Origin of the sequence: Microbacterium sp. PF5 (genome assembly GCF_004794315.1) — a bacterium.
GTDB classification, from domain to species: Bacteria; Actinomycetota; Actinomycetes; order Actinomycetales; family Microbacteriaceae; genus Microbacterium; species Microbacterium sufflavum.
The window spans coordinates 1-24,362 of sequence record NZ_SSDQ01000137.1 but is presented as its reverse complement, the minus strand read 5'-3'; the positions used below and the strand labels follow the sequence as shown (position 1 = coordinate 24,362).

General features: G+C 71.1%; 30 protein-coding genes. 17 read left to right on the top strand and 13 right to left on the bottom strand.

Annotated elements, in window-relative coordinates; translation table 11 throughout:
* Position 1: 1 nt before the first annotated feature.
* The 3 genes from DW297_RS12840 to DW297_RS12830 all read right to left on the bottom strand — a co-directional run bounded on the left by DW297_RS12840 (position 2) and on the right by DW297_RS12830 (position 3,948).
* Entirely contained in the window at positions 2 to 1,309 is a 1,308-nt protein-coding gene (locus tag DW297_RS12840; RefSeq protein WP_136032976.1) for an ABC transporter substrate-binding protein, read from the bottom strand.
* Positions 1,310 to 1,463: 154 nt separating this feature from the next.
* Positions 1,464 to 2,672, bottom strand: coding sequence for a hypothetical protein (locus DW297_RS12835; RefSeq protein ID WP_136032974.1), 1,209 nt, complete (start codon positions 2,670 to 2,672; stop codon positions 1,464 to 1,466).
* 67 nt (positions 2,673 to 2,739) lie between these two features.
* The gene (locus DW297_RS12830; protein ID WP_136032972.1) at positions 2,740 to 3,948 is read right to left on the bottom strand and encodes an ABC transporter; all 1,209 of its coding nucleotides are present in this window, start codon (positions 3,946 to 3,948) and stop codon (positions 2,740 to 2,742) included.
* A gap of 124 nt (positions 3,949 to 4,072) precedes the next feature.
* Between DW297_RS12830 and DW297_RS12825 the strand changes: the two genes are divergently transcribed.
* The 5 genes from DW297_RS12825 (at position 4,073) to DW297_RS12805 (ending at position 7,450) form a co-directional block, all read left to right on the top strand.
* Positions 4,073 to 5,146, top strand: a complete 1,074-nt coding sequence (locus DW297_RS12825; RefSeq protein ID WP_136032970.1) for a M4 family metallopeptidase — start codon at positions 4,073 to 4,075, stop codon at positions 5,144 to 5,146.
* On the top strand, positions 5,118 to 5,438 hold the full coding sequence (locus tag DW297_RS12820; RefSeq protein ID WP_136032968.1) for a protealysin inhibitor emfourin: 321 nt from the start codon (positions 5,118 to 5,120) through the stop codon (positions 5,436 to 5,438). The genes DW297_RS12825 and DW297_RS12820 overlap by 29 nt, the downstream gene beginning before the upstream one ends.
* 76 nt (positions 5,439 to 5,514) lie before the next feature.
* Positions 5,515 to 5,736, top strand: coding sequence for a hypothetical protein (locus DW297_RS12815; protein WP_136032966.1), 222 nt, complete (start codon positions 5,515 to 5,517; stop codon positions 5,734 to 5,736).
* A 52-nt stretch (positions 5,737 to 5,788) separates the two neighbouring features.
* Positions 5,789 to 6,625 carry a ribonuclease H family protein gene (locus DW297_RS12810; protein ID WP_136032964.1) on the top strand — a complete coding sequence of 279 codons (837 nt, stop codon included), beginning with the start codon at positions 5,789 to 5,791 and terminating at the stop codon, positions 6,623 to 6,625.
* A gap of 87 nt (positions 6,626 to 6,712) precedes the next feature.
* Entirely contained in the window at positions 6,713 to 7,450 is a 738-nt protein-coding gene (locus DW297_RS12805; RefSeq protein ID WP_240744618.1) for a Pr6Pr family membrane protein, read from the top strand.
* Here DW297_RS12805 and DW297_RS12800 read toward each other — a convergent pair.
* From DW297_RS12800 to DW297_RS12790, 3 genes are all read right to left on the bottom strand, one after another.
* Positions 7,441 to 8,793, bottom strand: coding sequence for a flavin monoamine oxidase family protein (locus DW297_RS12800; RefSeq protein ID WP_136032963.1), 1,353 nt, complete (start codon positions 8,791 to 8,793; stop codon positions 7,441 to 7,443). The two genes, DW297_RS12805 and DW297_RS12800, sit on opposite strands and share 10 nt — an antisense overlap.
* 154 nt (positions 8,794 to 8,947) lie before the next feature.
* Positions 8,948 to 9,925, bottom strand: coding sequence for an SRPBCC family protein (locus DW297_RS12795; protein ID WP_136032961.1), 978 nt, complete (start codon positions 9,923 to 9,925; stop codon positions 8,948 to 8,950).
* Position 9,926: 1 nt separating this feature from the next.
* Positions 9,927 to 10,319, bottom strand: a complete 393-nt coding sequence (locus DW297_RS12790; RefSeq protein WP_136032959.1) for an ArsR/SmtB family transcription factor — start codon at positions 10,317 to 10,319, stop codon at positions 9,927 to 9,929.
* Between the two features lie 382 nt (positions 10,320 to 10,701).
* Between DW297_RS12790 and DW297_RS12785 the strand changes: the two genes are divergently transcribed.
* Complete coding sequence (locus tag DW297_RS12785) at positions 10,702 to 12,300, top strand: ABC-F family ATP-binding cassette domain-containing protein (protein WP_136032957.1); 1,599 nt, start codon at positions 10,702 to 10,704, stop codon at positions 12,298 to 12,300.
* A 3-nt stretch (positions 12,301 to 12,303) separates the two neighbouring features.
* On the opposite strand, the gene DW297_RS12780 is transcribed toward DW297_RS12785, so the two are convergent.
* Positions 12,304 to 12,861, bottom strand: a complete 558-nt coding sequence (locus DW297_RS12780) for a CGNR zinc finger domain-containing protein (protein WP_136033000.1) — start codon at positions 12,859 to 12,861, stop codon at positions 12,304 to 12,306.
* A 112-nt stretch (positions 12,862 to 12,973) separates the two neighbouring features.
* Between DW297_RS12780 and DW297_RS12775 the strand changes: the two genes are divergently transcribed.
* The 6 genes from DW297_RS12775 to DW297_RS12750 all read left to right on the top strand — a co-directional run bounded on the left by DW297_RS12775 (position 12,974) and on the right by DW297_RS12750 (position 16,336).
* Positions 12,974 to 13,402 carry a hypothetical protein gene (locus tag DW297_RS12775; protein WP_136032955.1) on the top strand — a complete coding sequence of 143 codons (429 nt, stop codon included), beginning with the start codon at positions 12,974 to 12,976 and terminating at the stop codon, positions 13,400 to 13,402.
* Positions 13,403 to 13,435: 33 nt separating this feature from the next.
* Positions 13,436 to 13,879: a VOC family protein gene (locus tag DW297_RS12770; RefSeq protein ID WP_136032954.1), complete on the top strand. Its 444-nt coding sequence runs from the start codon at positions 13,436 to 13,438 to the stop codon at positions 13,877 to 13,879.
* Positions 13,880 to 13,882: 3 nt separating this feature from the next.
* A complete protein-coding gene (locus tag DW297_RS12765) occupies positions 13,883 to 14,071 on the top strand; it encodes a hypothetical protein (protein ID WP_136032952.1) in 189 nt (62 codons plus the stop codon).
* 297 nt (positions 14,072 to 14,368) lie between these two features.
* A complete protein-coding gene (locus DW297_RS12760) occupies positions 14,369 to 15,631 on the top strand; it encodes an RNA polymerase sigma factor (RefSeq protein ID WP_136032950.1) in 1,263 nt (420 codons plus the stop codon).
* On the top strand, positions 15,628 to 15,984 hold the full coding sequence (locus tag DW297_RS12755; RefSeq protein ID WP_136032948.1) for a YciI family protein: 357 nt from the start codon (positions 15,628 to 15,630) through the stop codon (positions 15,982 to 15,984). Before DW297_RS12760 ends, DW297_RS12755 begins: the two co-directional genes overlap by 4 nt.
* A 1-nt stretch (position 15,985) precedes the next feature.
* Entirely contained in the window at positions 15,986 to 16,336 is a 351-nt protein-coding gene (locus DW297_RS12750) for a YciI family protein (RefSeq protein WP_136032946.1), read from the top strand.
* Between the two features lie 69 nt (positions 16,337 to 16,405).
* On the opposite strand, the gene DW297_RS12745 is transcribed toward DW297_RS12750, so the two are convergent.
* On the bottom strand, positions 16,406 to 17,044 hold the full coding sequence (locus DW297_RS12745; protein WP_136032944.1) for a TetR/AcrR family transcriptional regulator: 639 nt from the start codon (positions 17,042 to 17,044) through the stop codon (positions 16,406 to 16,408).
* A 99-nt stretch (positions 17,045 to 17,143) separates the two neighbouring features.
* Between DW297_RS12745 and DW297_RS12740 the strand changes: the two genes are divergently transcribed.
* Positions 17,144 to 17,686 carry a dihydrofolate reductase family protein gene (locus DW297_RS12740; RefSeq protein WP_136032942.1) on the top strand — a complete coding sequence of 181 codons (543 nt, stop codon included), beginning with the start codon at positions 17,144 to 17,146 and terminating at the stop codon, positions 17,684 to 17,686.
* A 109-nt stretch (positions 17,687 to 17,795) separates the two neighbouring features.
* Positions 17,796 to 18,548, top strand: a complete 753-nt coding sequence (locus DW297_RS12735; protein ID WP_136032941.1) for an SDR family NAD(P)-dependent oxidoreductase — start codon at positions 17,796 to 17,798, stop codon at positions 18,546 to 18,548.
* Between the two features lie 171 nt (positions 18,549 to 18,719).
* Here the strand turns inward: DW297_RS12735 and DW297_RS12730 are convergent, their stop codons facing one another.
* Together DW297_RS12730 and DW297_RS12725 are read right to left on the bottom strand one after the other, a co-directional pair.
* Positions 18,720 to 19,046: a DUF7882 family protein gene (locus DW297_RS12730; protein ID WP_136032939.1), complete on the bottom strand. Its 327-nt coding sequence runs from the start codon at positions 19,044 to 19,046 to the stop codon at positions 18,720 to 18,722.
* A gap of 67 nt (positions 19,047 to 19,113) precedes the next feature.
* Positions 19,114 to 19,560 (bottom strand): MarR family winged helix-turn-helix transcriptional regulator, encoded by a 447-nt coding sequence (locus DW297_RS12725; RefSeq protein WP_136032937.1) that lies wholly within the window; start codon positions 19,558 to 19,560, stop codon positions 19,114 to 19,116.
* Between the two features lie 128 nt (positions 19,561 to 19,688).
* On the opposite strand from DW297_RS12725, the gene DW297_RS12720 reads away from it, so the two are divergent.
* Together DW297_RS12720 and DW297_RS12715 are read left to right on the top strand one after the other, a co-directional pair.
* Positions 19,689 to 19,925, top strand: a complete 237-nt coding sequence (locus DW297_RS12720; protein WP_136032935.1) for a hypothetical protein — start codon at positions 19,689 to 19,691, stop codon at positions 19,923 to 19,925.
* A complete protein-coding gene (locus DW297_RS12715; protein ID WP_206251996.1) occupies positions 19,922 to 20,467 on the top strand; it encodes a MarR family winged helix-turn-helix transcriptional regulator in 546 nt (181 codons plus the stop codon). Before DW297_RS12720 ends, DW297_RS12715 begins: the two co-directional genes overlap by 4 nt.
* Here DW297_RS12715 and DW297_RS12710 read toward each other — a convergent pair.
* The 3 genes from DW297_RS12710 to DW297_RS12700 all read right to left on the bottom strand — a co-directional run bounded on the left by DW297_RS12710 (position 20,464) and on the right by DW297_RS12700 (position 22,565).
* The gene (locus tag DW297_RS12710; RefSeq protein ID WP_168442859.1) at positions 20,464 to 20,781 is read right to left on the bottom strand and encodes an ArsR/SmtB family transcription factor; all 318 of its coding nucleotides are present in this window, start codon (positions 20,779 to 20,781) and stop codon (positions 20,464 to 20,466) included. The genes DW297_RS12715 and DW297_RS12710 overlap by 4 nt on opposite strands.
* Positions 20,778 to 21,251, bottom strand: coding sequence for an SRPBCC domain-containing protein (locus DW297_RS12705; RefSeq protein ID WP_240744617.1), 474 nt, complete (start codon positions 21,249 to 21,251; stop codon positions 20,778 to 20,780). The genes DW297_RS12710 and DW297_RS12705 overlap by 4 nt, the downstream gene beginning before the upstream one ends.
* A 102-nt stretch (positions 21,252 to 21,353) precedes the next feature.
* The gene (locus DW297_RS12700) at positions 21,354 to 22,565 is read right to left on the bottom strand and encodes an MFS transporter (protein WP_136032993.1); all 1,212 of its coding nucleotides are present in this window, start codon (positions 22,563 to 22,565) and stop codon (positions 21,354 to 21,356) included.
* Between the two features lie 155 nt (positions 22,566 to 22,720).
* On the opposite strand from DW297_RS12700, the gene DW297_RS12695 reads away from it, so the two are divergent.
* Entirely contained in the window at positions 22,721 to 24,352 is a 1,632-nt protein-coding gene (locus tag DW297_RS12695) for an SDR family oxidoreductase (RefSeq protein ID WP_240744616.1), read from the top strand.
* The last annotated feature ends 10 nt before the right edge of the window (positions 24,353 to 24,362 follow it).

Below are 24,362 nucleotides of genomic sequence, written 5' to 3'. Positions count from 1 at the left end.
TCTACTTCTCCGACCGTTCCGCGACCACGTCGGCGATCGTGTCGAGCGTGGTCTGCGCGTCGACCTTGCCCTCGTAGAGCTTCTGGAACTCCTCCGCGATGGCGACGGGCAGCCCGGGGATGCGTGCCTCGGCGGGGTAGTCCTCGAAGCCGATGTCGCGCATGTCGAGGAAGGTCTGCGCGTGCGCGGGGTAGTCACCCTCCAGCACGACCTCGTCGGCGCCCTTGATGGACGGGACCGCGTTGCCGCCGCCCTCGAGGCGGAAGGTCTGTCCCTCTGCGGAGAGGAACTCGGTCCAGAACGTGAACGCGGCGTCCTTCACCTTGGTCTTGCCGTTGATCGCGAGGAACGACGTGGCGACGCCGGTCGGGGCTTCCGCTCCATCGGGGGTGGGCCAGCGCACGATGTCGTAGCTGTCCTGCTCGCCCGCCGCGCTCACGGTGCCGATCGTGTAGCGGCCCTGCACGAAGAACCCGGCCTTGTGCGTCACGAACACGCTGTCGGCACCGGCGCCGTCGGGGAGGGTGTCGGCCACCACGAAGGTGCCGTCCTGGAAGAGGTCGCCGAACTGCTGCATGGCCTCGACCGTGTCGGCGTCCTCGTTGGCGACGAACGTCCCCTTGTCGTCGTACGGGGCGTCGAGGCCCTGCGACGACAGCCAGCTCCAGTGGGTGGCCCAGTAGTTCCAGTACATGGTGCCGGTGAGCCCCGCGTCGTGCAGGGCCGCGTTCATCTCGAGGAACTTGTCGGTGGTCCACTCGCCGTTCTCGGCCAGGGTCGCGGGGTCTTCGGTGATACCGGCCGCGGCGAGCGCCTGCTTGTCGTACCAGAACACGTCGGGGTTGGAGTCGTTGGGCGCCGCGTAGACCTCGTCGTCCTTCTCGGCCGCACCGAACAGGCCGGGGAAGAAGTCGTCGTAGGCGGTCTTGCTGTCCTTCGAGTCCATCAGCTCGCGCAGCGGCATGAGCCGGTTCGAGTCGACGAACTGCCCGATCATGTCGTCGCCCACGTAGAACACGTCGGGCGCGGTGTTGCTGGTCAGCTGGGCGAGCAGCTTGGAGTGGTAGTCGCCGTAGCCGGCCACGGGCTGCAGCTTGACGGTGATGTCGGGGTGGCGCTCCATGAAGTCCTTGTTGAACTCCTCGTAGCGGGTGAGCTCCTCCGGAGTGCCCCAGGTGGACCACACGACGGTGGCCTTGCCGTCGGCGTCGACGCTGCCGCCCCCGCCGCCACCGCTGCACGCGGCGAGTCCGAGTGCGAGCGCTCCGGCGGCGCCCAGGGCCAGATACCGTGTCGCAGCACGTGCCATCTCGCTACCTCTTTCATCGTTGAAGTTCGGGTCGATCACCCCGCGGGGCTCTCCAGTATTCTGTATACAGAACGCAATCCTGTCAAGGGTGAGCCATCGCCGCACGACGAAGGGGCGGACCCCACCCGGATCCGCCCCTCCTGTCCCGTGGCGCTCAGTGCCCGGCGGCACCCACCACCACGAACTCGTTGGGGACCACGTCGAGCGTGGCCTCGGCCGCCACCTCTCCCGTGTGCAGGTCGACCGCGACGATGCGCTTCTTCGCCGGCTCGGTCACATAGGCGACGTCGCCCACCACCCGCAGGCCCGGGTGCGGGTCCTGCCACTCGGCCGGGCTCTCCCACGCGTCGATGACCGACCAGGAGTCCTGCACCGCACCGGACTCGTCGAGCACGGTGAGGCTGCCGTCGGCGCCCAGCACCACGATGTCGTCGTGGGCGCTGCGACCCACACCGCGCCACGTGTACTCGGCCGGGGCATCGACCACCGAGAGGCTCGCGGCCGCGGTGTCGACCAGCACCAGCTGCGACAGGAAGTAGCCCTCCTGGTCGGGATCCGTCTTGTAATCGCCGACCGCGACGGCGCTGGTGTCGGTCACGTAGGCGTTGCCGGTGCGCCCGAACTCGTCCGGGGCGTCGAGCTTGGTGAAAGCGCCGTCCGCGAAGAGCAGCACGCCGTCCTCGCAGCCGAACATCACGACCTCCCCCTTCAGCGCGCCCTCCCCGTGCACGCTCGGGCACCGCTCGTCGCGCGCGAGCTCGGTGCCGTCCGCCGCCAGGTGCCGCACGCCGCTGCGGGCCTCGGCCGTGCCGATCGTGGACAGGACGGTGCCGTCGGACAGTTCGATGGCCACCCCGTGGTGCGCCGCCTCCGACGTGATGGTGTCGAACTCCGGGAGGGTGCCCGTGCCGACCGCGTCGGTGTCGAACACGCGCACCTCTCCGGTGCCGTCGTCGAACAGCGCGGTGCGGCCGGCGTGCGGGGTCGCGTGTCCGGCGGCCACCGCCTCGAACACCTCCCCGGTGAACTCGACGGCTCCGGAGGCGAGACCGGTGTCGAGCACGTGGAAGCCGTCCTCGGCCGTGACGAACACATGGCCGTCGTGGTCGCCCGCGCCGTTCACGCGCAGGAATCCGTCGAGCTCGGCCTCGGCGAGGGTCTCGAGGGTGTCGCCGTCGAGCACGACCACGCCACCGTCGTAGGTGAGGGCGACGCGGGTCTCCGCCTCGTGATGGTCGTGCTGCTCCGGCGCGGCACCGGTGGTGTTCTGGGACGCGGGGGAGGCTCCGGCGCATCCGGTCAGGGCCACGGCGGCGATCGCGCCGAGGGCGCCCAGCGCGAGGCGGCTGCGGGGTCGGGACATGGGTTCGTCTCTCTTTCTTCTCAGGGTGCGCGGATGCGCGGCGGCGCGGGGCGCCGAGGACTCTGGATCAGCCGACGAGCTGGAGGAACACGGCCTCGAGGTCGCTGAAGGTACGGGTGATGCGCGCGTCGCCGTTGTCGATCTCGTAGACCGTTCCCGCGGCGGGATCGGCGACGTAGACGCGTCGTGCGGACACCCGCAGCTCCACGCGGTCTCGCAGCGCCGGGTCTGCGATGGTCGCCGCGAGCAGGGGCTCGGTGCGGGCCAGCACGGATCCGTCCGGCGCCAGCACGCGGAGCCGTCCCTCCGCGTCGACCGCGACCGTGCGACCGGCGTCGTCTCCGATGGCGACGGCGCGGATGAGCGGGACGTCGGAGGGGATCAGCGTCCAGGTGCGCTGACGCACGTCGAGCAGCCATGCACCGTCGTCACCGGCGACGCCGGCGAGGTCCGGCCGGTCGGCGCGACCGTCGAGCCGCGTCGCCGCGGGGGCTCCGGCCGGATACGGGATCGCCTCGCCGACGATCTCTCCGCCCACCTGCCGGGTGAAGAGCACCGCCCCTTCCGCGCACGCGAAGACCGCGCCGACGCGGGTGAGGTCGGCGTCGGAGACCGCGCCGCACGGTATCTCGGCCGCGGCGGCAGGGGCGCCCTCGCCGTCGACGATCCGGATGGTGCCGGAGGCGGTGGGCACGAGGAGCCGGTCGGCGAACGGGAGGACCGGGCCTGCGTGCGTCAGGGCGAGCGGGGCGGCATCGAGTCCGGCTGTGAGGTCGTCGTGCGGGAGCAGGACGACCTCCGCGCCGTCGAACCCGATCGCAGCGCTCTGACCGGCTCCGCTGACTCGCACCTCGCCGTGGCCATCCAGCGAGCCGAGCTGCCGCGGCTCGCCCCGGAACGAGTGCGTGTGGTCGCCGTGCGGCACGGTCCAGCGCCCGGTATCGACCACGTCCACGGTCGCGTCGTCGCCCTCGGTGCGGGCGAGGAACACGAGGCGCCCATCGCCCGACACCGCGGCCCTCCCGGCCCCGGCGTCAGTGAGGACGACGCGCTCCTCGGTGTCGAGATCGAGGAGGGTGAGGGCGCCCCGCTCGTCCGCGACAGCGAGGGCGAGGGCGGGCGCGGCGACCTCCGCGGCGCCGCCCGAGTCGATGCCGTGCGCATCGGGATCCGCCGTCGCAGCGGGCGCGACCGGGGAGGCGCACCCGGCGGCGGCGAGGAGGACGAGGAGGGCGGAGGGGGCGAGGGCTGCCCGCCGGAGGAGTGCGAGGTTCATGACTCTGTCACCCTATTGAGAATGATTCTCAATCTCAAGTTTGAGACGAGGGAGCGGGCTTGCGACCCTCCCGGTGCCGAGGAGCGAGCGGGCGAACGTCCGAGGCGGGGCGTAGGGTCGCAGCATGAGCAGCGCAGAACTCGCCCCGTGTCACGGCGTCATCCCCTCCTATCTGCTCGCGCGTCTCGCCGAATCGGGTCGTTTCCCCAAGGCCGCGGCCGCCGCCCGCCAGACCCTCACGGCCGGGCGTCCACCGTTCCGCGCCCGCATCGACCTCTCGATCGACGAGAACGGCGACCTCGTCGCCCAGCTGTCCGACGCGCCGAACCGCACGATCAGCGACGCCGGCAACACGCAGCAGCTGCCGGGCGCCGTGGTGCGCGGCGAAGACGACGCGCCGGTTGACGACCCCGCCGTGAACGAAGCCTTCGACGGCCTCGGCGCCACGTTCGAGATGCTGCTGGCCGCCTTCCAGCGCAACTCGCTCGACGACGCGGGGGCGCCGCTCGACGCGACCGTGCACTACGGCGTCGACTACGACAACGCGTTCTGGGACGGCGAGCGCATGGTGTTCGGCGACGGCGACGGCGAGGTGTTCCGCGGCTTCACCGGCTCGCTCACCGTGATCGGGCACGAGCTCGCACACGGGGTCGTGCAGCACACCGCGAACCTGGAGTACCAGGGCCAGCCCGGCGCCCTGAACGAATCGCTCGCCGACGTCTTCGGCGCGCTCACCGAGCAGTACGCGCAGGGCCAGACCGCGGCGCAGGCGAGCTGGCTCATCGGCGCCGAGATCTTCACCGGGGCCGTGCAGGGCGCGGCGCTGCGGTCGATGATCGCCCCCGGCACGGCCTACGACGACGATGAGCTCGGCAAAGACCCGCAGCCCGACCACATGAGCGGCTTCGTCCGCACGACCGAGGACAACGGCGGCGTGCACATCAACTCGGGCATCCCCAACCGCGCGTTCGCCCTGTTCGCGCGCGACCTCGGCGGCAACGCCTGGGAGCGCGCGGGAACCGTCTGGTACCGGGCGCTCACGGGCGGGCTGTCGAGCACGGCCACGTTCACGGAGTTCGCCGACGCCACGGTGGCCGCGGCCGTCGCGGTCGACGAGGAGACGGCGGCCGCGGCTCGACGGGCGTGGAGCGCCGTGGGAGTCTATGAGCATGAGCGAGGACCCGGCACCTCCGAGTGACGCCCCCGTCGTGATCGCCGTCGTGCGATCGGGCGGCATCGCGGGCATCCGTCGCCAGTGGCGTGTGGAGGCGGAGCCGTCCGACGCGGACGAGTGGATCACGCTCATCGACCTCTGCCCGTGGGACCAGGACGCCGACGCGTCACGCGGGGCCGACCGCTTCATGTGGAGCATCCGCGCGCGCACGCCCTCCGAGCGCCGGGAGCGCGAGCTGCCCGACTCCGCGCTCGAGGGCCCCTGGCGGACGCTCGTCGAGGCCGTGCGCGCCGCCTCGACCCGCGACCCCGCCTGAGCCCGGCTCGCGGGCAAGCGATCAATCCCGTGTGAATGCGACCGCGGGTCGTGCGGCCGGGGTCATGATGGACTCCATGGGACTCTTCCAGCAGCGACCCGAAGAAGAAGAGCAGCAGTGGGCTCTGCCGTCCGAGCCGCTCGAACGCTCCGACGCCGACCTCCTCGACACGGCCCCCGCGGTGGACCCCCTCACGCTCGGCCTCGGAGCGCCGGCCTCCGTGAGCTCGATCGTGTTCCCGGTCGCACCGCCCGCGCCCGAGGCCGCGACGATCGAGAACAGCGACCCCGAGGACTGACCGCGCTGCCCTCTCGCGCGGCCGCGTCGGCCCCCACCGATACGGTGGAAGGATGACCATCACCGCCGCCGCAGACGGCTCCGCCCTGGGCAACCCCGGCCCGAACGGCTGGGCCTGGTACATCGACGACGCCAACTGGGCGGCCGGTGGTTCCCCGCACGGCACCAACAACCAGGGCGAGCTGCGGGCCGTGCTCGAGCTCCTCCGCGCGACCGCCGGCACCGACGAGAAGCTGCTGATCGAGTGCGACAGCCGCTACGTGATCGACTCCGTGACGAAGTGGATGCCGGGGTGGAAGCGCCGCGGATGGCGCAAGTCCGACGGCGGCCCCGTGCTCAACCGCGACCTGCTGGAGGGCATCGACGAGGCGATCCGCGGACGGGACGTGGAGTTCTCGTGGGTCAAGGGCCACGCGGGGCACCCCTTGAACGAGGCAGCGGACGAGCGCGCGAACGCGGCGGCGAAGGCGTACCAGCAGGGGCAGGAACCGCGCCGGGGCCCGGGCTTCACCCTCGCGACCGACGCCGGTGCCGCGGTCGCCGCCTCCGCCCCCGTCGCCGCGCATGCCGCGACCACCAGCTCTCCCGAGAGGACAGCCCCGGCCGCGAAGACCACCTCCGTCGCGACGGCGACCTCCGCTCCGGCCGCGAGTTCCGACCGCATCACCGGGGCGCCCACCGCCTCCGGCCCTGCCGCCACCCCCGTCTCCGAGTCGTACGCGGAACCGCTGTGGGCGGAGCCCTCCGACCTGCTCGACGGCCTCGACCGCCCCGACGACGACCCGATCGAACTGCGGATCCCGCTGTCGTCCGATGAGCACGCGCGCCTCCGCGACCGCGCCGAGGCGCAGGGCGTCTCGCTCGAAGAGGCCCTGCGTCGGCTGATCTGAGCGCACGGCGCAGCCACCCGCGACGCGGCGAGCGCTCGGGTGGACTCCGTAGACTCGGCGGATGATGGTGGGGACGGTGACGCGGCGGTGAGGACCCGTACGGTCTTCGGCCTGCTCCGTCTGAGCGCAGCCGCCATCTGCCTCGTCGCCCTCATCCACCGCATGGCCTGGGGCCTGGCGTCGCACACCATCGCGAGCCAGAACTTCTTCGCCTACCTGACGAACCAGTCCAACCTCGCGTTCGTGGTGCTGCTGTCGATCGCGGGGGTGCTCGCTCTGCGGCGTGCGCGAGACCCGCGGTGGCTCACGGTGGCGCTGGCGCTCGTGCTGACGTGGACGATCACGGCCGGCCTGGTGTTCGCGATCCTGGTGTGGCAGGCGGGTGTGCGCGGCATCCGCATCGACGTGCCGTGGTCGGATCAGGTGCTGCACTTCTACTTGCCGGCGGTCACGGTCGCGGCCTGGGCGCTGGCTCCGGGGCATCGAGCCGTGCCGTGGCGTGTGGTTCCGATCACCCTCGTGTATCCGGTGCTGTGGGGTGTCGCGACGCTCATCCGTGGCCCGCTGATCGGCTGGTATCCGTACTACTTCCTCGACCCGCGGCAGGTGAGCGGTCCGCCCGAGTTCGTGATCTCGTGCGCGGTGGCCCTGGCATCGTTCAGCATCGTCGCGACCGCCCTGGTGCTGATCAGCCGGATGCCGTTGCCGCGGCGGTTGCGCACCGACGCGGATCCCGGGCCCGACGATCCCCCGGACGACGACCGCGGCAGCCCGGCCGGTGCGGTCGATGCGCGCGAGCGGGTCGGCGCGTCGGCTCAGACGTAGACGGTCAGCGACGCCAGCGCCGCGTCGAACGCGTCGTCGTCGCTGAGTTCCGCGAACTCGGCGGCGGCCGCACCCCCGACGATGCCCACCAGCACGTTCTCGCCCGTGACGGGGCGCAGATTGATCCAGGTGGGGATGACCGCGTCGGTGCCGACCGCGTGCCACACGGCCTCGTCGTTCTCCCAGAACGCCTCGTCCCACCGCAGCCACACGGTCTCGATGGCCCCCATGCCGAGCGCCGAGATCGCGCCGCGGTTGGCGAAGGGCAACGGCGGGTCGAACTCGATGCTGCGGTCCTGCAGCACCCCGAGCGGCACCGTCACCACCACCCGGTCGAACGACAGGGCCTCCCCGGTGCCGAGGCGCACGCTCACCCCGGTGTCGTCGTAGGCCAGGCGGGCAACCGGGGAGTTCAGGCCGACCTGCACTCCGTCGAGCGCGTGCTCCACGAACGGCACGAGGCTGTCGCGGGTGGCGGCCGGGTCGCCCGTGGGCAGCGGCGGCGCGAACCAGCTGGAGAGCTCGTCGGCTGCGGCACCCGTGCGCGCGGCGAGGATGTCGAGCAGGGCGGCGGTCGAGGGATCCGCGGGGTCGATGCCCGCGGCGGTCAGCGCGTCAGTGACCGAGACGTCTTCCGGGGCGGCCTGGGCGGCGGCGATGGCCGTGGTGACGGGCACGGGGTCGACCGGTTCGATGTCGCCGTCGGGGGTACGCCACAGCGAGCCGGTGAGGTCGACGGTTCCCACGTCGCCGGCGCGCAGCCGGTCGAGCACCTCGGCGTCGTCCTCGCCGAACAGCCAGGCGCCGAGCTGCACGGGCACCGGCCAGGAGTCGTCGCTGCGGGTGAAGACGCGCCCGCCGACGCGGTCGCGCGCCTCGAACACGGTCACCTGCAGGCCCCGGTCGGCGAGGAGGGCGGCGGCGGTGGCTCCCGCGAGGCCCGCGCCGATCACGGCGACGCGCTCCCCCGATCCCGCGGCATCCATCAGCTCGTCGACCACGCGCTCCCCCGAGGCGATGGCGCCGCGCACAGTGCCGGGGGCGTCTTCGTCGGTGGCCTCGCCCGCGAAGAAGAGGCGATCGTCGACCGGGCGGCCGAGGGCGGCGCGGGCGTCGGCGAGCACTCCGACGGGGGTGAAGCTGGCAGCTCCCAGGGCGAACGGGTCGGTGGTCCAGGTGCTGCGGATGCTGCCGGCAGGTGCGGGGACGCCGGGCGGGGGCTCGGGCTCACGCGTGCGGGTGGGCGTCGGCGTGGGCTTCGGCTCCGGCGTGCAGGAGGCGAGAAGCACCGAGACGGCACCGGCTCCGGCGCCGAGGAGCAGGGTGCGGCGCGTGATCCTCATCGTGCCGCCACTTTATCCCGCTCCACCCCGGTCCGCCGCCGCGCCTCCGCGACGGGCGGTCCACAACTCCCCGGAAACGGCGAGCAGGGACGCGGAATCGGCCGGATCCACGAGGGACCCGGCCGATTCCGAGGAGTCGTGGACGACGCGGCGGTCAGACCGCCAGCAGTTCGCGTTCCAGGCGGGCGAACGAGGCCTCCATGCCGTCGGCCATGCCGGTGGCCAGGATCATGTCGCGCGTCTCCTTGTCGGGGTACTCGATGAGCACCGTGACGAGCGTGGCGCCGTCCTCCTCGTAGAGGCTCAGGTCGTTGACGGTCTCGGTGGGCATGCCCTGCATGCGTTCGGTGGTGACGGCGCGGCGCGGGGCGTCGATCAGCAGCGCCTCACCCTCGAACCCGAACGGCTCGCCCTCGGTGTCGCCGACCGGCGCCCACGAGTTGCGGTACGACTGGCCGACCTCGGTCGCCGCGGTGCATTCGGTCATCTCCCACCCGTCCGGGCCGAGCATCCACTGGCGGATGAGGTCGGGCTCGAAGTGCGCGCGCCACACCAGCTCGCGCGGACCCTCGACGAGCCGGGTGATGCGCACGTGGGTGTCGTCGAGCAGCTCCACCCGGGTGCCCTTGCCCTGCGCGTACTCGCGGAGGTCCTGCAGCACGGCGTCGAGCTGGCCCATCGCCATCTTGATGCCCTCGACCTGGCCCATCTCGACGACCTGTTCGAGCGCGTCGACCGAGTCGAAGTGGCTCGTGGTGACCATGCGGGTGCCCTCGGGCGTGGAATCGAACGTGAAGCTCATGCGCTGCGCGGGGAAGCCGTCGAGGGGCTTTCCGTGCTCGTCGGCGAAGGAGTCGAGCACCTCGAAGCGGTGCGGTTCCTCGATGGCGAGGAACTCCCAGACGCCCGTCGACTTCTCGCCGCGAGGTCCGTTCATCGTGTAGACCGCGCGGCCGCCGACCGTGTGGTCCCACACGGTGAAGGTGGCGGGCCAGCCGGGAGGACCCCAGAAGCGCTCGAGCTGGCGCGGATCGCTGTACGCGTTCCAGACCCGCTCGATGGGGGCGGCGAAGTCGGCCGTGACGGTCATCGTGAGGTCGTCGGCATCGGTGGTGACGTCGGTGACGGGCATGTCAGTCTCCTGGGTTCTCTCGTGCGTTGTCGGTGGTGTCGTTGTCGGGGCGACCGGCGGGCGTCTCGGCCAGCAGGTCGTCGAGCCGGGCGATGCGCGACCGCCACAGCTCTTCGTAACGGGCGAGGAGCGCCCTGGCGCGGGCGATCATCTCGGGGTTCGCGCGGACGAGCCGCTCGCGTCCCTCGGCGCGCTTGACGATGAGGTTCGCGGCCTCGAGCACGGCCACGTGCTTCTGGACAGCCGCGAACGACATCTCGTATTCGGCGGCGAGGGTCGAGACGGACTGCTCCCGCTCGATCGTCCGGCGCAGGATGTCGCGCCGGGTCGACGTCGCCAGTGCGTGGAACACACGGTCGACCTCCGCTTCGCTCAGTTCTGTTCGTGCAACCATTTGGTTGTACGTTATGCCTGGCGTGCGGGCGTGTCAAGAGGTATGTGTGGCGACGTCGCCCCGGGTCGTCGTCGTCGGTGAGGCGACGCTAGGATCGAGCCATGGAAATCGACGAGGTCGACAGAGCGTAGGCGCCGGCCATCTGGCCACATCCCGCTGCGCCCCCTTCCCTCCCGCGACGAGCCGGGCCATCGCCCGGTCGTCGACCACCGCATCCGCCGCTGACGCGCATTCCGTTCGCGAGCACGGATGGGCATCGAACGTCCGCGTCGCGCGCCGTTCGGTCGCACGGGGCCGCATCCCGCTGAATCCTCAGCGCGCCCATTTCCGACCCCGCTGACTCCGTCAGCAGCCCGCACCGGGCAGAACACGAGAGATCCTCATGTCGACCTCATCCGTCATCACCCTTCAGAACGTCTCCTTCGAGTGGCCGGACGGCACGCTCGCGCTCGACGACGTGACCGGCAGCTTCACAGCGGGCCGAACCGGCCTCATCGGCAGGAACGGCGCCGGAAAGTCCACCCTCCTCCGCCTCATCGCCGGCGACCTGACGCCGTCGCGCGGTCGCATCCACACCGCCGGCGACGTCGGCTATCTCCCGCAGATGCTGACGCTGGGACACGACGCGACCATCGCCGAGCTCCTCGGGGTGCACGACATCCTCGCTGCGATCCGTGCCATCGAGGGCGGCGACGTCGACGTGCGCCATTTCGACACCATCGGCGACGACTGGGACATCGAGCCGCGCGCGAACGAGGCCCTGAGCCAGCTGGGATTCGCCGACACCGCGCTGGATCGACGCGTCGGAGAACTGTCCGGCGGCGAAGCGATGTTGATCGCCATCTCAGGACTGCGTGTGCGACGTACGGCGATCACCCTGCTTGACGAGCCGACGAACAACGTCGACCGTCGGACCCGCGGGCGGTTGGCGGAACTCGTCGACCAGTGGCCGGGAACGCTCATCGTGGTGAGCCATGATGTGGAACTGCTCGAGCACATGGATGCGACCGCGGAGCTGCACGCCGGGAACCTCTCGGTCTTCGGCGGCCCGTACAGCGAGTTCACCGCGCACCTGGAGCTGGAGCAGGCGGCCGCGAGCCAGGCCGCACGGACCGCGCAGCAGGCGTTGAAGGTGGAGAAGAAGCAGCGCATCGAAGCGGAGACGAAGCTCGCCAGGCGTGAGCGCACCGGCAAGAAGACGCAGGCCAGCGGCGGCATCCCGAAGATCATGGCCGGCAACAGGGCGAGCAAGGCGCAGGCCGCCGCCGGATCGATGCGGACGACCCTGGACGACAAGGTGCGCAGCGCTCAGGCCGCCGTCGACGCGGCCGACGCACGCGTTCGCGCCGAGGAGCACATCCATCTCACCCTGCCTGACCCCGATGTTCCGCGTGCGCGCCGCATCGCCGAGCTCTCCGACGGCGAGACGACGATCGTCATCCAGGGACCAGAGCGCGTCGCGCTCGTCGGGCCGAACGGGGCCGGCAAGTCGACGCTGCTGGAACGCCTTCTCCGCGGTGAGCCCGTCTCGGCGGGACGCCCGTCCGGATCGCTGCTGACGGACCGGGTCGGCTACCTCCCGCAGCGACTCGACGGACTCGACGATGCGCAGTCCGCGTTCACGATCGTTCAGCGTGCCGCTCCCGCCTCCGCGCCGGATACCGTGCGCAACCAGCTCGCGCGCCTCCTCATCCGTGGCGCGGCCGCCGACAGACCCGTCGGAACCCTGTCGGGCGGTGAGCGTTTCCGTGTCAGCCTGGCCCAGCTGCTCCTGGTCGAACCGCCGGCTCAGCTGCTCATCCTCGACGAGCCGACGAACAATCTCGACATCACGAGCGTGGATCAGCTCATCGAAGCGCTCGGAAGCTACCGCGGCGCCCTCCTGGTCGTGAGTCACGACGCCGACTTCCTGAGACGTCTCGGCATCGAGCTGGTGATCGAGATCGACGAGCAGGGCCGACTCCGTCGAGCGTCCCTGTGAAGCTCAGGCGGACGCGCTCGCGGGGGCGTCGCGGTGACGAGCCCGGAACTGTGCGGCCTTGACGCGGTTGCCACAGGTGCGCATCGAGCACCATTCCCGGCGACCGCCCCGCGAACGGTCGACGTACACCTGCGTGCAGCCCGGCCGCCCGCACTCGCGGAGCAGCGCGGCGTCGTCACCACCGAAGAGCTCGACGGCGTTGCGCGCCACCGTCGCGAGCCCGTTCGCGGCCGATCCCTCTCGCCGGGTGGAGGCGTCGTCGAGCATCAGCCGCACGGGGGCGGAGCCGGCCCAGCGGTTGAGCACGCCGACGGCCGCACTCGGCAGTCCGTGCCCCTGCAGTCGTGCGAGAGCGCAGTCGTAGATGGCCTCGCGCAGCTCGATCGCGCGCTCCAGCTCCGTCCGGCCCGCCGCGGGCGCCTCGCCGATGACACCGGCTTCGACGAACCAGGCGTCGAGCGCGGGACCGTCGGCGAGCATCTCGCGCGGCTCAGGATCGCGGCGCGCGCGAAGCGTGCCCACGAAATCGAGAGCGAGAGTCCCACAGGGGAAGGCGTGCATCACGTAACCACTCTAACGGGTATCGAGCGAGTTGAGGTAACCAGCTTGACAGGTTATTCGAGCACTGCCAGAGTGTAACCATTCTAAACGGTTACTCTCCGAAAGGCCCCCGATGTCCGTCACCCGTTTCCAGGTGTCCTCGCCGCTCTCCCCCACGGCCGCCATGTCCGTCCTCACCGACTTCAGTGCCACTCGCACCAAGACCTGGTCGGGCATCGAGCCCGAGCACTTCCACGTGCACGACCGCGGAGCGAACTGGGCCGAGGTCACCGAGGGCAACGACGCCACCTGGGAGCGCGGGCGCTACGAGTGGGACACCACCGCGGGCTCCGCGACGATGGTCACCCACGACTCCAAGGTGTTCGGCGCCGGCGGCGGCTGGGACTTCCGCTTCACCCCCGCCGGGGAGGGCACGCTCATCGACGTCACGCTGACCAGAACCCCTGCCGCCTTCGGCCCCCGGGTGCTCGCCGCGCTCCTGCCCCTCCTCGGCACCCCCGGCCTCAAGAAGTCGTTCACCTCCGCCTTCAGCGCCCGCTGACCGCCCCCACCCGCAAGAACAGGACCAGCACCCATGGAACTCGCCCTCGAAATCGTCGTCCTCCCCGTTTCCGACGTCGACCGCGCCAAGGATTTCTACAGCAGAATCGGTTTCCGCGAGGACGCCGACTTCGCCACCGATCGCGGACTGCGCGTCGTGCAGTTCACCCCACCGGGATCGAGCGCCTCGATCATCTTCGGCGAGCAGCTCACGTCGGCTCGTCCCGGCAGCGCACACGGGCTGCATCTGGTCACCCCCGACCTCGCGGGTGCCCGGCAGGAACTCGCCGACCGCGGGATCGACATCACCCCGATCTGGCACGACGCCGACGGCGTCTTCCACTGGGCCGACGGCCACAACCGCGTCGACGGGCCGAACGAGGATCACGACAGCTACGCGTCGTACGCCTCGTTCGACGACCCCGACGGCAACGAGTGGATCATCCAGCAGGTGATCGACCGACTCCCCGGGCGCTGATCGATGACCGAGTCGATCGACACCGAACGCGCAGCGGGCGTTCTCGAGGAACTGCTCCGCACGACCGCTGCGGCCCACGGCATCTACGAGCGCGAACAGCTCGGCGGCGTCTACGACGAGCAGTGGCCCACCTGGTACGCGTCGTTCCTCGCGCGGGCGCTCGCGGAACACGGATACGCCCTGACGAGGTAACCAGGAGGACTGGAGCCTGTCTCGGCAGAGTTGTCGAAATGCGCGGGTGCCGTTCGTGGTGTGAGTGTCCGGAGTCCTCGGGCTCCCCTCACCCCGGAAGGCGGCACCCGTGCATACTGATCCGATGATGGCGCTGCTGCTCCACGACACGGCAACGCACCAGGGGTCCGTCGCGTGGCAAAGGCGAGCGGCCCTCGCCGATCGCCGGATCGCCGTCCCGCCCGTGCCTCGCGGGAGCGGTGCACGACTCGCTCCGATCCGGCGCGTCTTCGCGGCCCTGTCGACGCGGAGGGCGTCGTGACGCCGACGCCCTCCCGCGCGGGGGATGCCATCACGCGGACGCATCGGGAGGAATGGACCCGGATCGTCGCCGGACTGGCGCGCCGCTTCGGCGACCTCGATCTGGCCGAGGAGATGGCCGCGGAGGCGTTCGCGGCAGCCGTGGAGCACTGGCCGGCGCACGGCATCCCGCCGAACCCGGCCGGCTGGGTGACGACCACGGCGAACCGCCGTGCGATCGATCGGCTCCGTCGCGAGGCTCGTCGCGACGAGAAGCACCGGGAGGCGATGATGCTGCACGACACAGACCCGCCGGCGTCCGCGGGTGTGGTGGAGGACGATCGACTGCGCCTGCTGTTCATCTGCTGCCACCCGACGCTGCCGCTGGAGGCCCGCGTCGCCCTGACACTGCGCATGGTGGGCGGCCTCAGCGTCGCGGAGATCGCCCACGCGTTCCTCGTGCAGGACACCACGATGGGCCAGCGCATCTCCCGGGCGAAGGCGAAGATCAAGGCCGCCCGGATCCCGTTCACGATCCCGCGCGCGGAGGACCTCCCCGCCCGCACCGACGCCGTCCTGACCGTGCTGTATCTCGTGTTCAACGAGGGGTATCTCGCATCCGGCCCGGACTCGCCCCCGCTCCGGCGGGACCTGACCGCCGAGGCGATCCGCCTCACGAGACTCGCCCACGACCTCCTCCCCGACGACCCGGAGGTGACCGGGCTTCTCGCCCTCATGCTGCTCACCGAGGCGCGAGCCGCCGCACGCGTGTCCCCCGACGGCGAGCTCGTGCGGCTGGACGAACAGGACAGGACAGCGTGGGACCGGTCCGCCATCGCGGAGGGCCTGCAGCTCCTGCACTCCCGCGCCGACGAGCGGGAGGCCGGGCGTCCGGGACGGTATCTGCTGCTGGCCGCGATCAACGCGGTGCACGTCACCGCCGCCGACGCGCGGGACACCGACTGGGATCGGATCGTGTCGCTGTACACGCGGCTCGAGCAGATCGATCCGAGCCCCGTCATCACCCTCAACAAGGCGATCGCGGTCTCCGAGTTCGACTCCCCGCAGGTCGCCCTCGCGATGATCGAGCCGCTCGCCGAGACCCTCGACGGCCACCACGCCTTCCACGTCGCGCGTGCCGAGCTGCTGCGTGCGCTCGACCGACCGGCCGAGGCCCGCTCCGCCTACGACCGCGCGATCGCCCTCGGCGGCAACACCGCCGAGACCGCGCACCTCATCCGCCGCCGCACTCACCTCACAAGAAACGGAGACACCCCATGAGCAGCACCTACCTCGTCATCCACATGTCCGATTCCACCGGGACCCCGCTGGCCCGCGCGGAGGATCAGGAGATCCTCGAACGCTGGGCGACCGAGGGCGACGCGGCGGGGCGCCTCGGAGACGGCGGCCCGGTCGCCGGACCCGAACAGGCGAAATCCGTCGCGGTCCGCGACGGGAAGACGATGATCACCGACGGCCCGTTCCCGGAGTTCAAGGAGTGGTTCGCGGGTTACGACCTCGTCACCGCCGACTCGATCGACGAGGCCGCCGCCTTCATGGCGAAGCATCCCGTCGCGATCGCGGGCCGGATCTACATCCTGCCGCTGGTGAAGCTCCCCTGGGACGAGTCCTGACGTGCCCCGGTTCGCGATCCTGATCTACGCCGGCGACTCCCGACACACCCGCACGGCGACCCCGGAGGAGCTGCAGGAGTGCGATGAGCACTTCGACTCCCTGGTCGCGTCCGGCCGCATGCGGGCCGCGTACGCGCTGACCCCTCGGTCGATGGCGCGCACGCTGCGGGCGGACGGCCCGACCGACGGGCCCTACGGGTCGGGGGACGTCGTCGCCGGGTTCTACATCCTGGATGCCGCCGACATCGACGAGGCCATCCATCTCGCCCGGAAGGACCCGTCGTTGCTGTCCGGCGGGGGCGTCGAGGTGCGTCCGGTGCACAGCGGCGGTCCCGTCACGCCCCCGGCGTGATCTCCGTTCACGGGGGTCCCCCTCCCTTCTCGAGCCACACCAGGGCGACCCGGGCGACGAGCGGTGCGATCACTCAGCCGCCGCGGACCGCGCCGCGTGGCGCGCGGCGATCGTGCGCGCGGCCTCCTCGACGACCCGTCGCTGCTCGGCGCCCGTGATCGACCAGGTGCCGTGCACGAGGCGCGGCCAGAACACCTCGGAGGCGATCATCCCGAGGAACTGCGCCGAGGTGCGGTCCGGTTCGGGGATGTCCGCTGTGCCCGCCGCGTGCGATGCCCGAAGGAAGCGCCCCAGCGCCTCCAGCACGGGGAGCGTGCCGAAGTCGAACGTCCGCTCCCGCACCTCGGGGAACTTCGGCGACTCGGCGATGACGGTCCGCATCAGGTCGACCATCTGCGCACGGGTCACCAGTTCCGCGTAGGCGTGCCCGAGCGCCACGAGCCCCTCCTCGAAGTCGTCCGTCGACACCTCCACGGGGTCTGGGTCGCGCGCTCCTCCGGCCGCGAGCACCGCCGCCTCGAACAGCGCCGCCTTGGTCGGGAACTGCTTGAACAGCGTGGCGGTGGAGACCCCTGCTCGCTCGGCGACGCGAGCCAGCGACGTGCGGTCATATCCGGATTCGAGGAACAGCGGTGTCGCGGCGGCGAGGATCGCCTCCCGGTTCATCGCCGCCAGCGCTCGGTGATAGGAGGAGTCGCCGCGAGTCATGCCTCCAGTATCCCATAGTAGTGAGCGCATTGACTTCCCTCTCCACTCCACATACGGTTTGAGGCAAGTCACTCAACTCATCTCTTCGAAGGAGCACTCATGGCCACGGTGATCGTCCATGCCACCGTCACACTCGACGGATTCCTCGCCGATGCGGACGGCGGTGTCGACTGGATGTTCGGTCAACCATCCGCCCCCGAAGACGACACCGTCGTCGAGCGCGTCACGAGCCGCATCGGAGCCATCGTCGGCGGCGCGAACAGGACGCAGACGATCGACGACGGAGAGATCCCCTACGGCGGCATGCTCCGAGTGCCGGTCTTCCTCATGACGCACCACCCCCACGAGCCGATCGAGCGCGACGGCATCACCTACACGTTCGTCGTGGACGACATCGCCGAGGCCGTCGAGCGCGCCTCGCAGGCCGCCGGCGACGGGTGGGTGAGCCTGCTCGGCGGAAGCATCTCGCGCCAGTGCCTTCGCCTCGGGCTGGTCGACGAGATCCATCTCGACGTGGCACCGGTACTGCTCGGCGACGGCATCTCCCTGTTCGCGGGCCTCGGGCAGCGCATCGAGCTGGAGAGGCTGGAGACGTCGGCGTTCGCGAGCGAGGCTCATCTGCGCTACCGAGTCCTCCGCTGACTTCCATTCACGTGAATCCACCTCCGATATTCCGGCGTAGGCTGGAGGGAAGGACGGACCGTCCGAGAAGATCTCCCGGCACCGCGCCCGCCCGGAAGAGGAGTCTCTCGTGGCTCAGTACGACGTCTCGAACCGCTCGGCGATCGTGACGGGAGCAGGCAGCGGCATCGGCCGCTCGGTCGCGCAGCTGCTGGCGCAGAACGGCGCGTCGGTCGTCGTGAACGACCTGAACGCGGAGCACGCGCAGGCCGTGGTCGACGAGATCCGCGCCGCGGGCGGCACCGCCGAGGCCTCGGTCGGCGACGCGACCGACCCCGCCTGGATCGCCTCGTCGGTCGAGCTCGCGAACTCCCTCGCGCCCCTGCGCATCGGCGTCAACAACGCCGGCATCGGCGGCGCCACCGCCCCGACGGCCGACTACGAGGAGGACGCGTGGGACAAGGTCATCGCGATCAACCTCAACGCCGTGTTCCGCAACATGAAGGCGCAGATCCCGTCGATCCTCGCGAACGGCGGCGGCTCGGTCGTGAACATCGCCTCGATCCTCGGCAGCGTCGGCTTCGCGGGATCGCCCGCCTACGTCACGGCCAAGCACGGCGTGGTCGGCATGACCAAGACGGCCGCACTGGAGTACTCGGCGCAGGGCGTGCGCGTGAACTCGGTCGGCCCCGGCTTCATCGACACCCCGCTGCTGGCGAACATGGGAGACGAAGCGAAGGAGTTCCTCGTGTCGAAGCACCCGATCGGTCGGCTCGGGCAGGCCGACGAGGTCGCGAACCTCGTGGTGTTCCTCGCGAGCGACGCCGCGAGCTTCATCACCGGCAGCTACCACCTGGTCGACGGCGGCTACACCGCCCTGTGACAGACGGAGCGGCATCCGGCGGCCGGGAACCCGAATCCCAGGCGGCCGGATGCCGCTCGATGGCGAGGCGGAGCCCCCGCTCCGTTCTCGCCGAGGCCATCACCGCACGTGGTCCAAGAGCCCTTCGAGAGGACCACGATGAACGGTGAGGCTGGCTTGCATCCTCCGTTTTCAGGCGGTCATCGCGTGCAGCTCACGCGATGCCAGCTCGAGCGACAGCTCGGAGTCGGTGAGGTCGAGGCCTCCGGTGGAGCTCGCGGCCTGCATCAGGCGCGCCAGGAGCGGCCGGTGCAGCTCGACCGTGGAGTCGAGGGCGAAGCGCACCGGGATGGACGCGTGCATCCACAGCGTCTCCGACTGTCCGTCTCCCGTGGGCACGGTGAGAGCGAACGGCTCGTTGCGGCGGAGCTTGGTGACGGTTGCGGCTCGGAGATGCGCGAGCACCTCGTCGTCGATCTCGATCGGAGCGGTGGCATTCGCGTACGTCAGGGTTCCCATGATCTCTCCTCGTGCAGAAAGCTGGACGAGGATAGTTTACTAGTTTAACTAGTTAAATCAAGTCGGGTCAGGGGAGGTCGCCGAGCTCGTCGGTCAGGCGCCGCAGGAACCGCGAGATCGCAGCCGCCTCCTGCTCGGTGAACTCGTCGGCGAGCGCCGCCACCCGCACCGACAGCTCGTCGCCCTGCGAATGGAGGTCGCGCAGGGAGGGACGCAGCACCTTGGACCGGGCATCCAGCGGATGCGGCGCGACCACGATCTGCCCGCGCTCCGACAGGCGGCGGATCACGCTCGTCACCGCCGCAGTGCTGATGCCGAGGAAGCCGGCGAGGTCGCGGGGGGTGAGGGGACGCTCGGCCGGCGCGGTGCCGATGAAGTGCATCGCGGCCCGGTCGGTGTCGTTGGGCTCGCGGCGGGCGGCGAGGCGGCGGTTGAGCTGGGCGTCGGCGCGACGGAAGTCGTCTACATCGCGCGCGAGCGACGACGTCGCCACATCCGTGCTGGTCTTCCCCATGCCGAGTACTCCTTCCCCGCAGCCCATGCTACCTCGACAGTCTGACAACGAGGCAGACTAGCGATTATTCCGCGCGATCGGGCACTTCCGGGATGCGATGATGGAGACATCGCCCCCGAAAGGATGCCATGCCCGAGCGATTCAGTCTCGAGGAGGCGTCGTACATCAGCTACGCCGATCTGCTCGAACGCCTGGAGGAGCGCTTCCCCTCCGTCACGCGACGCCGGATCGAGCAGATCATCGGCGCCGAGACCGACGCCATCACGGGTGGCCTCCTGCGCATCGTCCCGGCCGAGGTCGAGACGGGCGCGATGGAGATGCTCGAGCGGGAGGCCGGGTCGAGCGACGAGGGGGAGGTCGCGTGACCGACAGCAGAGGCGAGTTCCACGCCTCCGGATACTGGTACCCCGAGAGCGACACCGCCTCCACCGTCGACGTGCTGAACATGCTGCGCCGCTACCGCAGCGCCGAGACCGCCATGCGCGCCCGCACCCGCGCCTCGATGGGCATGAACGAGACCGACCTCGTGGCCCTGCGTTTCCTGCTCCGCGAACAGCGGGCCGGGCGCATCGTGCGACCGATCGACATCGCCCGGATGCTCGACATCTCCACGGCATCGACCACCACGCTGATCGACCGCCTGGAGCGCGGAGGTCACGCGCGCCGCGAGCCGCATCCGACCGACCGTCGCGCGGGCATCGTCGTCCCCACCGTCAGCAGCGATGAAGAGGTGCGCGCGACGCTCGGCGCCATGCACCGCCGGATGCTGAGCCTCGTCGATGAGCTGTCCGACGCCGAACGCGGTACCGTGATGCGCTTCCTGGTCGGCATGACGGCCGCGATCGAAGAGGCTGCGGAGGCCGACGGGGAGCATGGCGACGCCGAGGCCGCGAAGGAGATGGCCTAGAGCCCTTCCGCGATCTGCTTGATCGCGGCGAGGCGACGGTCCCACTCGCGGCCGATCGCGTCCAGCGCGGTGGCGGTGGCCGACAGCTCGGCGCCGATCACGCGGAACCGCACCTCGCGGCCCACGCGCACCGGTTCGACCAGCCCGACCTCCTGCAGCACACCGAGGTGCTTCGCGATGGCCTGCCGCGAGACGGGCAGCCGCCCGGCGAGGGCGGACGCGGAGGCGTCGCCCTCGCCGAGCGCGGTCAGGATGCTCCACCTCGTCTCGTCGGCGAGGGCCGAGAGCACGGGCAGAAGGGTCGGCGCCGTCACGTGCGGTCCTCGACGAGTGCGACGAGCTTGTCGAGTTCGAGCTCCCAGCCGGTGCGGTGCGACTCCAGGTTCGCGCGCGGGTCGGACGTGCGGTCGAACCCGCTCTCCACGACCGTGAGCTGCGTGCCGCCGTCGACCTCGTCGAGCGTGAAGGTGAAGACGGTGGAGGTCGCCTCGTCGATCCGCTCGGGCAGGCTGCCAAGCGCGTCGTCGTTGTTCCACCGGTAGGTGATGCGGCGCGGGGCGTCGAACTCCTCCACCCGCAGCGGGATCACGTCGTAGTCGGGGAACGTCATCGTCCCGGTCGCGCCCACCCCGGAGCCCGCGAGCTCCGTGCGACCGAACCAGCGCGACACGTGCTCCGGCTCGGCCACCGCCTGCCAGACCTTGCCGATGGGGGCGTCGATGCGGATGGTCCGACGGACGGAGAAGGCTTCCTCGTCGACCACCGCTGCGTCACTGCGAGTCATGTCCACCATGATGGTTCCTTTCTCGGGTCGGCGTCGGAATGACGACGACCGCAACTCTAGCGTTGCACAGCGCCCTCTCTCTTGCAACCCTTGTATTGCAGATCAGTCGCGCGGTCGCCGCCCGTCGAGGAAGCCCGACAGCAGCACCGCGACCAGTGCCGCCGCCGGGGCGACGATCAGCCCGGCCGCCAGGCTCTGCGTCTCCGCGAGATATCCCACGAACGGCGGCGACAGCAGGAAGCCCAGGCGCAGCAGCCATGACACGAGCGTCAGCCCCACCCCCGGACGCAGTCCCGGCAGCTCGTCGGCCGCGTGCATGGCGGCCGGGATGAGCGTGGCGATGCCGAACCCCACGGCGGCGAACCCCAGGATCGTGCCGGGAACGCTCGGGAAGGCGAGCGCGAGCGTCATCCCGACCGCCGCGATCAGGCCACCGACCGCCGCCACCGCGCGCTGCCCGAACCGATCGGTCAGGGGGTCGCCCAGCAGCCGCCCGATGAACTGCGCACCGACGAGGGCGATGAAGCCGAGCGGGGCGATCGCGGCGGCAGCCCCCAGCGAGTCGCCCAGGTACAGCGTGGCCCACGAGTTGCCCGCATCCTCCGCGACCGCACCCGCCATCGCGATGAGGGTCAGCGCCACGATCGCGACGACCGTCCGCGGCGGCACACCTCGGCGCACCTGCCCCGCCAGCTCGCCCGGCTCGGCCGCGGCCTCCTCCGCGTCGTCGTCGCGACCAGGGAGGCAGAAGCCCAGCGCCACGAGCGCGACCGCGGCGAACAGCGCCGTCGAGATCCCCAGGTGCACGGCGAGCGGCAGGTGCAGCGCGATCGCCCCGGCGGCCATGACCCCGCCCAGCACGGCACCGGTCGACCAGATCGCGTGGAAGCCGTTGATGATCGAGCGGCCGTAGCGCTTCTGCACGCGGAGGCCGTGCGCGTTCTGGGCGACATCAGTGATCGCGTCGGAGGCTCCGCCCAGCAGCAGCGCCAGGGCGAACAGCACTCCCGACGGCGCGAGGGCGGCCGACAGCAGCCCGAGGCTCGTGAGCACCGTGCCGATCACGGCGACGCGGGCCGAGCCGAAGCGCCGGATCAGGACGGCCGCAAGCAGCCCGGCCGCGATGGCTCCCGCGGGGAAGGCCGCGATCGCGACGCCGTAGCCGAGGTTGTCCAGGCCGAGGGCCGACTTGATCTCCGGGTAGCGCGGGAGGATGTTCGCGAACAGGGCGCCGTTGGTGAGGAACAGCGCCGAGACGGCGATCCTGGCGCGGCGCGTCTGCCGGTCGGGCCGCGTGCGTCGAATCGATTCGATAGAAGTCACGAGTACGACCGTACCCCGTCGGGCGCCCCCTCGGCGACTGCCCGCGATCGAGGCCGCGAGCGAGGCCGCGAGCCGGACGGCTATCCGCGCACCGCGACCGCCGCAAGCCCGTTCCGATCGTCCGCTCCCCCGCCTACGCTCGGACCATGAGCGAGCTCACCCAGCCCACCGGGCGCGAAGAGATGCTGCGGGCCGTCCCCCGCGCCGACGGTTCCGCTCCCCGCGCCCTCGTCCTCGGCGCCACCGGCTACATCGGCGGCCGCCTCACCCCCCGCCTGCTCAACGCCGGCTACCGCGTGCGGGTGCTCGCCCGAGACGCCGCGCGCGCCGCGTCGTTCACCTGGGGGGACGACTGCGAGATCGTCGAGGGATCCGCCGACGACGCCGACGCCGTCGCCCGCGCGATGGACGACGTGGACGTCGTGTACTACCTGATCCACTCGATGTCCGCGGGCAAGGGCTTCGAGGAGAGCGACGAGCGGGCCGCGCACACGGTCGCCCGCGCCGCCGCCGCGGCGGGAGTGCGGCGCATCGTCTACCTCGGCGGACTGCACCCCGACGACGTGACGCTCTCCCCCCACCTGCGCTCCCGGGTGCGCGTCGGCGAGATCCTGCTCGACTCCGGCGTGCCGACCCTCGTGCTCCAGGCCGGGGTCGTGATCGGCTCCGGCTCCGCATCCTTCGAGATGATCCGCCACCTCACCGACGTGCTGCCCTACATGCCCGCGCCGAAGTGGGTGCGCAACCGCATCCAGCCGATCTCCGTGCGCGACGTGCTGCACTACCTGCTCGGTGCCGCCCGCCTCGACCCCGACGTGAACCGCGCGGTCGACATCGGCGGCCCCGACGTGCTGCGCTACGGACAGATGATGAACGGCTACGCGGTCGAGGCGGGGCTCCGTCAGCGTGCGATCGCCGCGCTGCCCGTGCTCACGCCCGAGCTGGCCTCGCACTGGGTGAACCTCGTGACGCCGGTGCCGCGATCGATCGCCCGACCGCTCGTGGCATCCCTGCAGAACGAGTGCATCATGAAGGACCACGCGATCGACGAGCTGATCCCTCGGCCGAACGGCGGCCTCACCCCGTACCGCCGCGCCGTCACGCTCGCCCTCGGCCGCGTCGACGCCGACGCCATCGAGACCAGCTGGCAAGATGCGGAGGTGTCCGGCGCGCCCAGCGACCCGCTGCCGAGCGACCCCGACTGGGCCGGACGCACCGTGTTCACCGACGCCCGCTCGGTGCGCACGCACGCCTCCGTCGCGGAACTGTGGCGCGTGATCCTGGGCATCGGCGGCGAGAACGGCTGGTACTCCTCGCCGCTGCTGTGGGCCGTGCGCGGCTGGATGGACCGCGTGGTGGGCGGCGTCGGTCTGCGCCGCGGCCGCCGCAGCCGCACCGCCGCTCGGGTGGGCGACGCGATCGACTTCTGGCGCGTCGAGGCCGTGGAGCAGACCGACGCCGGGCACCTGCTGCGGCTGCGCGCCGAGATGAAGGTGCCGGGGGAGGCGTGGCTCGAGCTGCGGGCGGTGCCAGACGGCGCGGGTGCGCGGTATGAGCAGCGGGCGATCTTCTTCCCGCGCGGCCTCACCGGACGGCTGTACTGGCTAGCCGTGCTGCCGTTCCACGGCCTGATCTTCTCGGGCATGGCCGCCCGCATCACCGCCGCCGCGGAGACCCCGGCGGACGCACCGACCCCGCCGGACGCGGAGACCCCGGCGGACGCGGAGACCCCGGCGGACGCGGAGACCCCGGCGGACGCGCCGCATCAGGCGTCCTGAGCCACGGCCG

Bases quoted from the DNA above. Each gene is read 5' to 3' on its own strand.
- DW297_RS12800 (WP_136032963.1), bottom strand. From the start codon at position 8,793: ATGAGGATCACGCGCCGCACCCTGCTCCTCGGCGCCGGAGCCGGTGCC.
- DW297_RS12775 (WP_136032955.1), top strand. From the start codon at position 12,974: ATGTCCGTCACCCGTTTCCAGGTGTCCTCGCCGCTCTCCCCCACGGCC.
- DW297_RS12840 (WP_136032976.1), bottom strand. From the start codon at position 1,309: ATGGCACGTGCTGCGACACGGTATCTGGCCCTGGGCGCCGCCGGAGCG.
- DW297_RS12745 (WP_136032944.1), bottom strand. From the start codon at position 17,044: ATGACTCGCGGCGACTCCTCCTATCACCGAGCGCTGGCGGCGATGAAC.
- DW297_RS12780 (WP_136033000.1), bottom strand. From the start codon at position 12,861: ATGCACGCCTTCCCCTGTGGGACTCTCGCTCTCGATTTCGTGGGCACG.
- DW297_RS12725 (WP_136032937.1), bottom strand. From the start codon at position 19,560: ATGGGGAAGACCAGCACGGATGTGGCGACGTCGTCGCTCGCGCGCGAT.
- DW297_RS12810 (WP_136032964.1), top strand. From the start codon at position 5,789: ATGACCATCACCGCCGCCGCAGACGGCTCCGCCCTGGGCAACCCCGGC.
- DW297_RS12755 (WP_136032948.1), top strand. From the start codon at position 15,628: ATGAGCAGCACCTACCTCGTCATCCACATGTCCGATTCCACCGGGACC.
- DW297_RS12740 (WP_136032942.1), top strand. From the start codon at position 17,144: ATGGCCACGGTGATCGTCCATGCCACCGTCACACTCGACGGATTCCTC.
- DW297_RS12815 (WP_136032966.1), top strand. From the start codon at position 5,515: ATGGGACTCTTCCAGCAGCGACCCGAAGAAGAAGAGCAGCAGTGGGCT.
- DW297_RS12830 (WP_136032972.1), bottom strand. From the start codon at position 3,948: ATGAACCTCGCACTCCTCCGGCGGGCAGCCCTCGCCCCCTCCGCCCTC.
- DW297_RS12790 (WP_136032959.1), bottom strand. From the start codon at position 10,319: ATGGTTGCACGAACAGAACTGAGCGAAGCGGAGGTCGACCGTGTGTTC.
- DW297_RS12730 (WP_136032939.1), bottom strand. From the start codon at position 19,046: ATGGGAACCCTGACGTACGCGAATGCCACCGCTCCGATCGAGATCGAC.
- DW297_RS12705 (WP_240744617.1), bottom strand. From the start codon at position 21,251: ATGACTCGCAGTGACGCAGCGGTGGTCGACGAGGAAGCCTTCTCCGTC.
- DW297_RS12765 (WP_136032952.1), top strand. From the start codon at position 13,883: ATGACCGAGTCGATCGACACCGAACGCGCAGCGGGCGTTCTCGAGGAA.
- DW297_RS12835 (WP_136032974.1), bottom strand. From the start codon at position 2,672: ATGTCCCGACCCCGCAGCCGCCTCGCGCTGGGCGCCCTCGGCGCGATC.
- DW297_RS12825 (WP_136032970.1), top strand. From the start codon at position 4,073: ATGAGCAGCGCAGAACTCGCCCCGTGTCACGGCGTCATCCCCTCCTAT.
- DW297_RS12795 (WP_136032961.1), bottom strand. From the start codon at position 9,925: ATGCCCGTCACCGACGTCACCACCGATGCCGACGACCTCACGATGACC.
- DW297_RS12720 (WP_136032935.1), top strand. From the start codon at position 19,689: ATGCCCGAGCGATTCAGTCTCGAGGAGGCGTCGTACATCAGCTACGCC.
- DW297_RS12770 (WP_136032954.1), top strand. From the start codon at position 13,436: ATGGAACTCGCCCTCGAAATCGTCGTCCTCCCCGTTTCCGACGTCGAC.
- DW297_RS12820 (WP_136032968.1), top strand. From the start codon at position 5,118: ATGAGCGAGGACCCGGCACCTCCGAGTGACGCCCCCGTCGTGATCGCC.
- DW297_RS12695 (WP_240744616.1), top strand. From the start codon at position 22,721: ATGAGCGAGCTCACCCAGCCCACCGGGCGCGAAGAGATGCTGCGGGCC.
- DW297_RS12785 (WP_136032957.1), top strand. From the start codon at position 10,702: ATGTCGACCTCATCCGTCATCACCCTTCAGAACGTCTCCTTCGAGTGG.